5 protein-coding genes and 1 pseudogene are annotated in these 6,000 nt (G+C 70.0%); 3 read left to right on the plus strand and 3 right to left on the minus strand.

The features are described 5' to 3' along the window. Positions 1-122: 122 nt before the first annotated feature. Positions 123-1,007, minus strand: a complete 885-nt coding sequence (locus ACZ607_RS30905) for a helix-turn-helix domain-containing protein (protein ID WP_469740192.1) — start codon at positions 1,005-1,007, stop codon at positions 123-125. A 154-nt stretch (positions 1,008-1,161) separates the two neighbouring features. Between ACZ607_RS30905 and ACZ607_RS30910 the strand changes: the two genes are divergently transcribed. Continuing rightward, positions 1,162-2,478, plus strand: coding sequence for a sensor histidine kinase (locus tag ACZ607_RS30910; RefSeq protein WP_469740194.1), 1,317 nt, complete (start codon positions 1,162-1,164; stop codon positions 2,476-2,478). A 6-nt stretch (positions 2,479-2,484) separates the two neighbouring features. Here ACZ607_RS30910 and ACZ607_RS30915 read toward each other — a convergent pair whose 3' ends face one another. Continuing rightward, complete coding sequence (locus ACZ607_RS30915; RefSeq protein ID WP_469740196.1) at positions 2,485-3,003, minus strand: SUKH-3 domain-containing protein; 519 nt, start codon at positions 3,001-3,003, stop codon at positions 2,485-2,487. A 10-nt stretch (positions 3,004-3,013) separates the two neighbouring features. Continuing rightward, on the minus strand, positions 3,014-3,535 hold the full coding sequence (locus ACZ607_RS30920) for a YwqJ-related putative deaminase (RefSeq protein ID WP_129263873.1): 522 nt from the start codon (positions 3,533-3,535) through the stop codon (positions 3,014-3,016). Between the two features lie 238 nt (positions 3,536-3,773). On the opposite strand from ACZ607_RS30920, the gene ACZ607_RS30925 reads away from it, so the two are divergent. Together ACZ607_RS30925 and ACZ607_RS30930 are read left to right on the plus strand one after the other, a co-directional pair. Next, on the plus strand, positions 3,774-4,751 hold the full coding sequence (locus ACZ607_RS30925) for an SMI1/KNR4 family protein (protein WP_469740198.1): 978 nt from the start codon (positions 3,774-3,776) through the stop codon (positions 4,749-4,751). Positions 4,752-4,756: 5 nt separating this feature from the next. Then, positions 4,757-6,000 (plus strand): annotated as a pseudogene (locus tag ACZ607_RS30930) (SUKH-4 family immunity protein); the annotation flags it as partial.

Genomic DNA, 6,000 nt, shown 5'->3' on the forward strand with positions numbered 1-6,000 from the left:
CGAAACGAGCGCGGGCCCCGACCGTGAGGTCGGGGCCCGCGTCTTGGTGCTCCCCCACCAGGATTTGAACCTGGACATACGAGACCAAAACTCGCAGTGCTGCCTGATTACACCATGGGGGATCAAGCTCGACTAAACCGGACATTGCGTCGGTCCGTCGGGTCGGCACCCAACACTATGCCGTACCAAGCGCCTTCTACGCGACGATAGAGCTCCGCGCTCTTGGTTACGTAGATGACCAGACAGCCGCGATACGCCTCGCCTGTGTTCTTGCGAGTCGTCTTCGGGGAGTGCTTTTTGAGGGTGGCCCGCATGAAGTCCGCGCGTGGGATTCCGGTCAGGTCGGCCCAGAAATCCTCTGCCTCTGCGACGTTCGCCGTCTCATGGATGCTGACGCGGAGGTGTAGGCGCTCGCGTGTGACGCCGAGCAGGTCGAGCCAGCTCAGGTAGACCTTGATCACGTTGGGGTCGCTGTTGATGAACAGCAGGCTTTCCCGGCGGCTGTAGGGCTTGTCCTTCATGCCCTCGGCCCAGTACAGCGCGACCCCGGCCAGAAAGAGCTCCCGATCGGAGACCTCGCCCACTGATTCGCGTGCGACGCGTTTTGTCTCCACTCGTTCTGCGTCCTGGTGTGCCCGCAGGCTGGCCAGTCCCGCGTTCATACGGGCGAGACGCTCTTCCTCCGTGTAGCGAGGTTCCGGCTTCGGCAGGTCCCGGACCCATAGCGAGATCGAGCTCTTCGAGCAGCCCAGCTCCTCCTGGATCTGGTCGTAGGTCATGCCCTGGAGTCGCAGCTCCCGGGCCTTCGCGCGCAGGTCGTCCTTCGCGCGGGGACGCTTCGTCCAATCCGGGGCGGGCTCGCCTTGCAGGAGGCGATGGAGGATGTCGTTGTTGAAGACCTTCAGCCGGTCCCTGATCTGTCGCACGCTGAGGCCCTCGCGCCTCAGCGCGACCGCCTGCTTCCGGAGGCCCTCGAAATCCGCGTACTTGCCAGTGGCATGTGTCATGTGAGCAGCGTCGTCCGGAATGCGGACGTCCGGGTCGAAAGGGTGCTCGGTTCACCGGATCGTGCGATTACCTGCGTTTACGTCGTGACCAGTCACTTTCTGTGCTGATGGAGTCTCCGGAAAAAGGGATGCGTCCGCCCGTACGCTGGATGCCATGACCGCAACGGGGGCAGACCGGGAAGCGGCGGGTCCGACCACCCGCGGCTACTGGTGGTGGGAGCGGCGGCGGAGTGTCGCCCTGGACGTGGGGCTGGCGCTGGTCTCGGCGCTGGAGTGTGCGCTGGAGGGGGTGGAGTTCGCCGGGGACACCGGGTTGCCGGTGCCGTTGACGGTGCTCTTCGGGCTGCTGGCCGGTTCGGTGCTGGTGCTGCGGCGGCGGTGGCCGATCGCGGTGGTGCTGGTGTCGATCGCGACGACGCCGGCCGAGATGGGCTTCCTGATGGCGATCGTCGGGCTCTACACGCTGGCGGCCTCGGAGGTGCCGCGCAGGATCACGGTGGTGCTGACGGGGATGACGCTGGTCGGCACGTTCATCGTGTCGTACGTCCGGCTGCGGCAGAGCGTGGACGAGCACGCGGATTTCGGGCCGGGCGTCTGGTACGTGCCGGCGGTGTCCCTGTTCATGTCGTTGGGGATGACGGCGCCGTCGGTGCTCTTCGGTCTCTATATCGGGGCCAGGCGCAGGCTGATGGAGAGCTTGCGGGAGCGTGCGGATTCGCTGGAGCGGGAGCTGTCGCTGCTGGCGGACCGGGCGGAGGAGCGGGCCGAGTGGGCGCGTACGGAGGAGCGGACCCGGATCGCGCGGGAGATGCATGACGTGGTGGCGCACCGGGTGAGCCTGATGGTGGTGCACGCGGCGGCGTTGCAGGCGGTGGCGCCGAAGGATCCGGCGAAGGCGGTGCGTAACGCGGCGCTGGTGGGGGACATGGGCCGGCAGGCGTTGACGGAGTTGCGGGAGATGCTCGGGGTGCTGCGGAGCGGGGACGCGTTGGTGGCTCCGCGGCCGGGCCAGGTGCCGTTGGCGTCGGTGGGGCGGGTGGCGGCCGTCGTCGCCGTGGAGGCGGTGGAGGAGGGGCCTCGGCTGCGTGAGGTGGAGGCGCTGGTGGCGCAGTCGCGTGAGGCGGGGATGACGGTGGAGCTCTCGGTGGAGGGGGAGCTGCGTCCGTATGCGCCGGAGGTGGAGCAGACGGCGTACCGGGTGGTGCAGGAGGCGTTGACGAACGTGCACAAGCATGCGGCGGGTGCGCGGACGTGGGTGCGGTTGGCGCACCGGGGGGCGGAGGTGGCGATGCAGGTGGAGAACGGTCCGACGGACGGTGTGACGGCGGACGCCGGGCTGCCGAGCGGTGGGAACGGTCTGGTGGGGATGCGGGAGCGGGTGCTGGGGCTGGGCGGTGTGTTCGTGTCGGGGCCGACGGATGCGGGGGGTTTCCGGGTGTCGGCGGTGTTGCCGGACGCCGGGGAGGCGTGAGGGGGCTCAGCCGGAGGTGAGGCGGGCGGGCTGGGTGCCGGTCATGAGGGTTTCGAGGGCGCGGTCGATGTCGGAGCCGAGGTACCAGTCGCCGGTGTGGTCGATGGAGTAGACGCGGCCTTCGCTGTCGATGGCGAGGACGGCTTGTCCGTCGCCTTCTTCGCCGAGGGGGGCGACTTCGGTTTCGAGGGCGCGTCCGAGGTCGCCGAGGGTGCGTGCCAGGTGGAGTCCGCTGAGCGGGTCGATGTGCACGGTGGGGGTGGCGATCTGGCGGCCGGGTGCGGTGGCGGTGATGTGGAGGCCGCCGAATTCGGCCCAGGCTTCGACGGCCGCGGGGAAGACGGCGTGCTGGTGTCCGGCGGGGGAGGCGTGGGAGCGGAGGGCGTCGGCCCATTCCTCGGCCTGGCGGATGTCCCAGCGGCCGGGTTCCCAGCCGGCGTCGCGGAGTGCGGCGTCGACGGCGACGGGGAAGCGGGTGGTGGAGGCGCGGTTCTGCTGGGCGGGTACGTCGGTCCGGTCGTGCATGGTGGTGTGCTCAGCCCTTCTCGGCGGTGGTCGCCGCACCGGTGGTGAGGTCGACGGGGCGTACGCCGAAGTGGGCGAGCATCGCCGTGCAGGAGCGGCAGGGGGGTGCGTAGCTGCCGTGGAGGGGGTCGCCGTCCTCGCGGATGCGGCGGGCGGTGAGGCGCGCGTGTTTGAGTGCGCGGCGGGCTTCGCCGTTGGTGAGGGGTTTGCGCTGGGCGCGTTTGGAGCGGCTGTCGTCGGCGGCGGTGAGCTGGCGTGACAGGAGTATGGCTTCGGGGCAGCGGCCGGTGAAGCGTTCGCGCTGGTTGCTGGTGAGGGTGTCGAGGAAGTCCTGCACGAGGGGGTGGAGGACGGGTGGCTGGTCGCCTTTGCCCGCGGTGCAGGTGAGGGTTTCTCCGCGTACGGACAGCGCTGCGGCCACGGCGGGCAGGATGCCGTCGCGGCGGTGGTGGAGCTGGGGTGCGCGGTTGGGTTCGGTGGTGCTCCAGCTGAGTCGTGGGTCTCCGGATGTGACTGTTTGTGCTGTGTGCATGGTGCTGGTGTCCCTCCCTGCAATCCCCCGAGTTGCGGGGGACAGCCTGCCAAATATGCAGGGTGGTGGGGAAGCTGGGTGGGTGAAACGTGTCTGCGTGTCGCGGGCGGGTGGGGTGGTTGTCGTATGTCCGTCACGTGGTGGTGACGGTGGGTGAGGGGGTGCCCGGGGGCGGGGGGCGTTGTTGCGTCACCGCATAGGCTGTGCGGAACACCAGACGCAGCAGGGGGCAACCGCCATGACGACAGGTCGGCTCGGGCAGCAAGCCGCGCCACCGAATGCGGCCTATGCCGGGCAGGTCGTGCATTTCCCGGATCCGGTCCGGGCGTCCCGCCATCCCAGGGGTGTGCGTGTGGACGGGAACGGCTATCCGGTGCTTTCGCCGTACGCGCGTGCGGCCGCGGAGATCGCGGATCCGCCTCCGGGGTTCGGTGTCGACGAGCTGCGGTTGACGGATTACGTGTCGGCGAACGCGGCGTTGGCGGCGAGTGGTCATGAGCTGTGGGGCACGATTCCCGCGGTGGCGACTCCGCACGGCTGGACGTGGCATCACGTGGCGGGTGGCCGGCGGATGGAGCTGGTGCCGGTCGAGGTGAAGGCGTTGTTGCGTCATCACGGTGGTCTGGCGACGACCGCGGTGGATCAGAACCGTCGTGGTACGCGGCCGTTGCAGGAGACGCGGCCCGCTCATTTCCGGTTGCCGAAGGGTTCGGTGGCGGTGGGTGAGCAGCAGATCCTGGGTGTCGAGGAGGATCTGGGTTATCGGCTTCCTGGTGCGTACCGGTCGTTCCTGAAGGCGGCGGGTGGTTCGGCGCCGGTGGGTGCGGCGTTGGACGCGGAGCTGGGTCTGCTGGTGGACCAGCCGTTCTTCACGGTGCGTGAGGAAGCTGCCATGAACGACCTGGTGTATGTGAACAAGTGTCTGCGTGATCACTTCACGAAGGATTTCCTGGGCGTGGGTTTCGTCCAGGGCGGGATCCTGGCGGTGAAGGTGCGTGGGTCCGGTGTGGGGTCGGTGTGGTTCTGCGCGTACGACGATGCGCGGGATCAGGACGGCTGGGGTGTGCAGGAGCGGGTGGACCGGCTTCTGTTGCCGTGCGGTGAGGATTTCGACGCGTTCCTCCAGCGGCTGGCGGGTAATCCGCCGGAGTTGGAGACGGTGGCGAACCTGATGGTGGACGGTGGCTTCGCGCGGGCCGTCCCGGTGGAGGGGTGAGCGCGGTGGTGACGTTCGCGCAGGCGCAGGAGCGGGCGGATGAGTGGGTCAACGGTGATGTGCCCGCGTATCAGCACCGTGAGGTCCGGGTCCGTGAGTTCGAGCTGGGTTTCGTGGTGTGGGCGGAGGACCGTGCGGAGGGTCCTGTGTCGGACGGGGGCCGTCAGCGGCTGGTGATCGCCCGGGACAGTGGTGAGGCCACGTTGTGGCCGGGGTTGCCGGTGGGTGAGGTGATCCGGCGGTACGAGGAGGATTACGGGGCGTCCGCGGAGGCGGAGGCCGCTGCTCCGGAGCCGCCGCAGCGTATCGATCTGAATCAGACGTCGTTCCTGTTGACGCCGCCGGAGTGGCTCCAGGAGGCGGCGGACAAGCTGGGTATTCCGGACCGGCGTGCGGAGTCGGACGGGGATGCGCCGTCTGCTCCCGCCTCCCCTTCTTCTTCTCCTCCCGCTTCTTCTGCTTCCTCTCCTTCTGTTCCCGTGCCGGCGCAGGCCGATTCGGGGTCGGCGTGGCCGGCTGCCGGTGGGCAGCCGGATCATGAGCCGACGGCGAACGACGGTGTGCCGGCCGGTGGGACGCCGTGGGCGGGTACGGATACGAACGCGGGTGCCGACGAGGGTGCGGTGCCGTTGCCGGCGACGGTGTTCGCGCCGCCGCTCTCGGGGTCGGACGATGACGAGGCTCCGCCGCGGGTCGTTTCCGCGGAGGCGCCGACGGCGCTGATGTCGGGTGGCAGTCAGCTGCCGCCGACGTCGGTCGTGCCGGGGCTGGATCCGCAGGCGCCGCCGCCGGGGCCTCCCGCTCCCGCCGCCCCCACTCCTTCTGCTCCTTCTGCTCCCGTTGTTCCGGCGCCTTCCGCGGAGGGCCCGGGCCGGGGTCCGGGTCCCGGTGCGGGGGACATCGCGGATGCGGCGACGAGCAAGGCGGTCGTGCCGCCGCGGGGTGCGCGGGGTGCGGGGTCGACGACTCCGCCGCCGCCCGGGGCGCCGGGTACGCCGGGGGTGCGGCCGGGGGCGACCCCGCCGCCTTCGGGGCCGGGTGCGCCGGCGGGTGGTTATGTGCCGACGCAGCTCGTGTCGCAGCTGGGGCCTCCGGGTGCGCCGGACTCGGGTGCGACGCCGCCTCCCGGGGCGCAGCCGCCCGGTCCGCCTGCTCCTCCCGGTCCGCCTGGTCCGCCTGGTCCGCCTGGTCCTCCTGGTGCGACGCCGCCTCCGGGTGGTGGGGTGCACCATGCCGCGACGATGTTCGC

This window comes from Streptomyces sp. NPDC104381, assembly GCF_055583745.1.

Excerpts from the sequence above, each read along its gene's own strand:
- ACZ607_RS30925 (WP_469740198.1), top strand. The coding sequence starts at position 3,774 with ATGACGACAGGTCGGCTCGGGCAGCAAGCCGCGCCACCGAATGCGGCC.
- ACZ607_RS30910 (WP_469740194.1), top strand. The coding sequence starts at position 1,162 with ATGACCGCAACGGGGGCAGACCGGGAAGCGGCGGGTCCGACCACCCGC.
- ACZ607_RS30905 (WP_469740192.1), bottom strand. The coding sequence starts at position 1,007 with ATGACACATGCCACTGGCAAGTACGCGGATTTCGAGGGCCTCCGGAAG.
- ACZ607_RS30915 (WP_469740196.1), bottom strand. The coding sequence starts at position 3,003 with ATGCACGACCGGACCGACGTACCCGCCCAGCAGAACCGCGCCTCCACC.
- ACZ607_RS30920 (WP_129263873.1), bottom strand. The coding sequence starts at position 3,535 with ATGCACACAGCACAAACAGTCACATCCGGAGACCCACGACTCAGCTGG.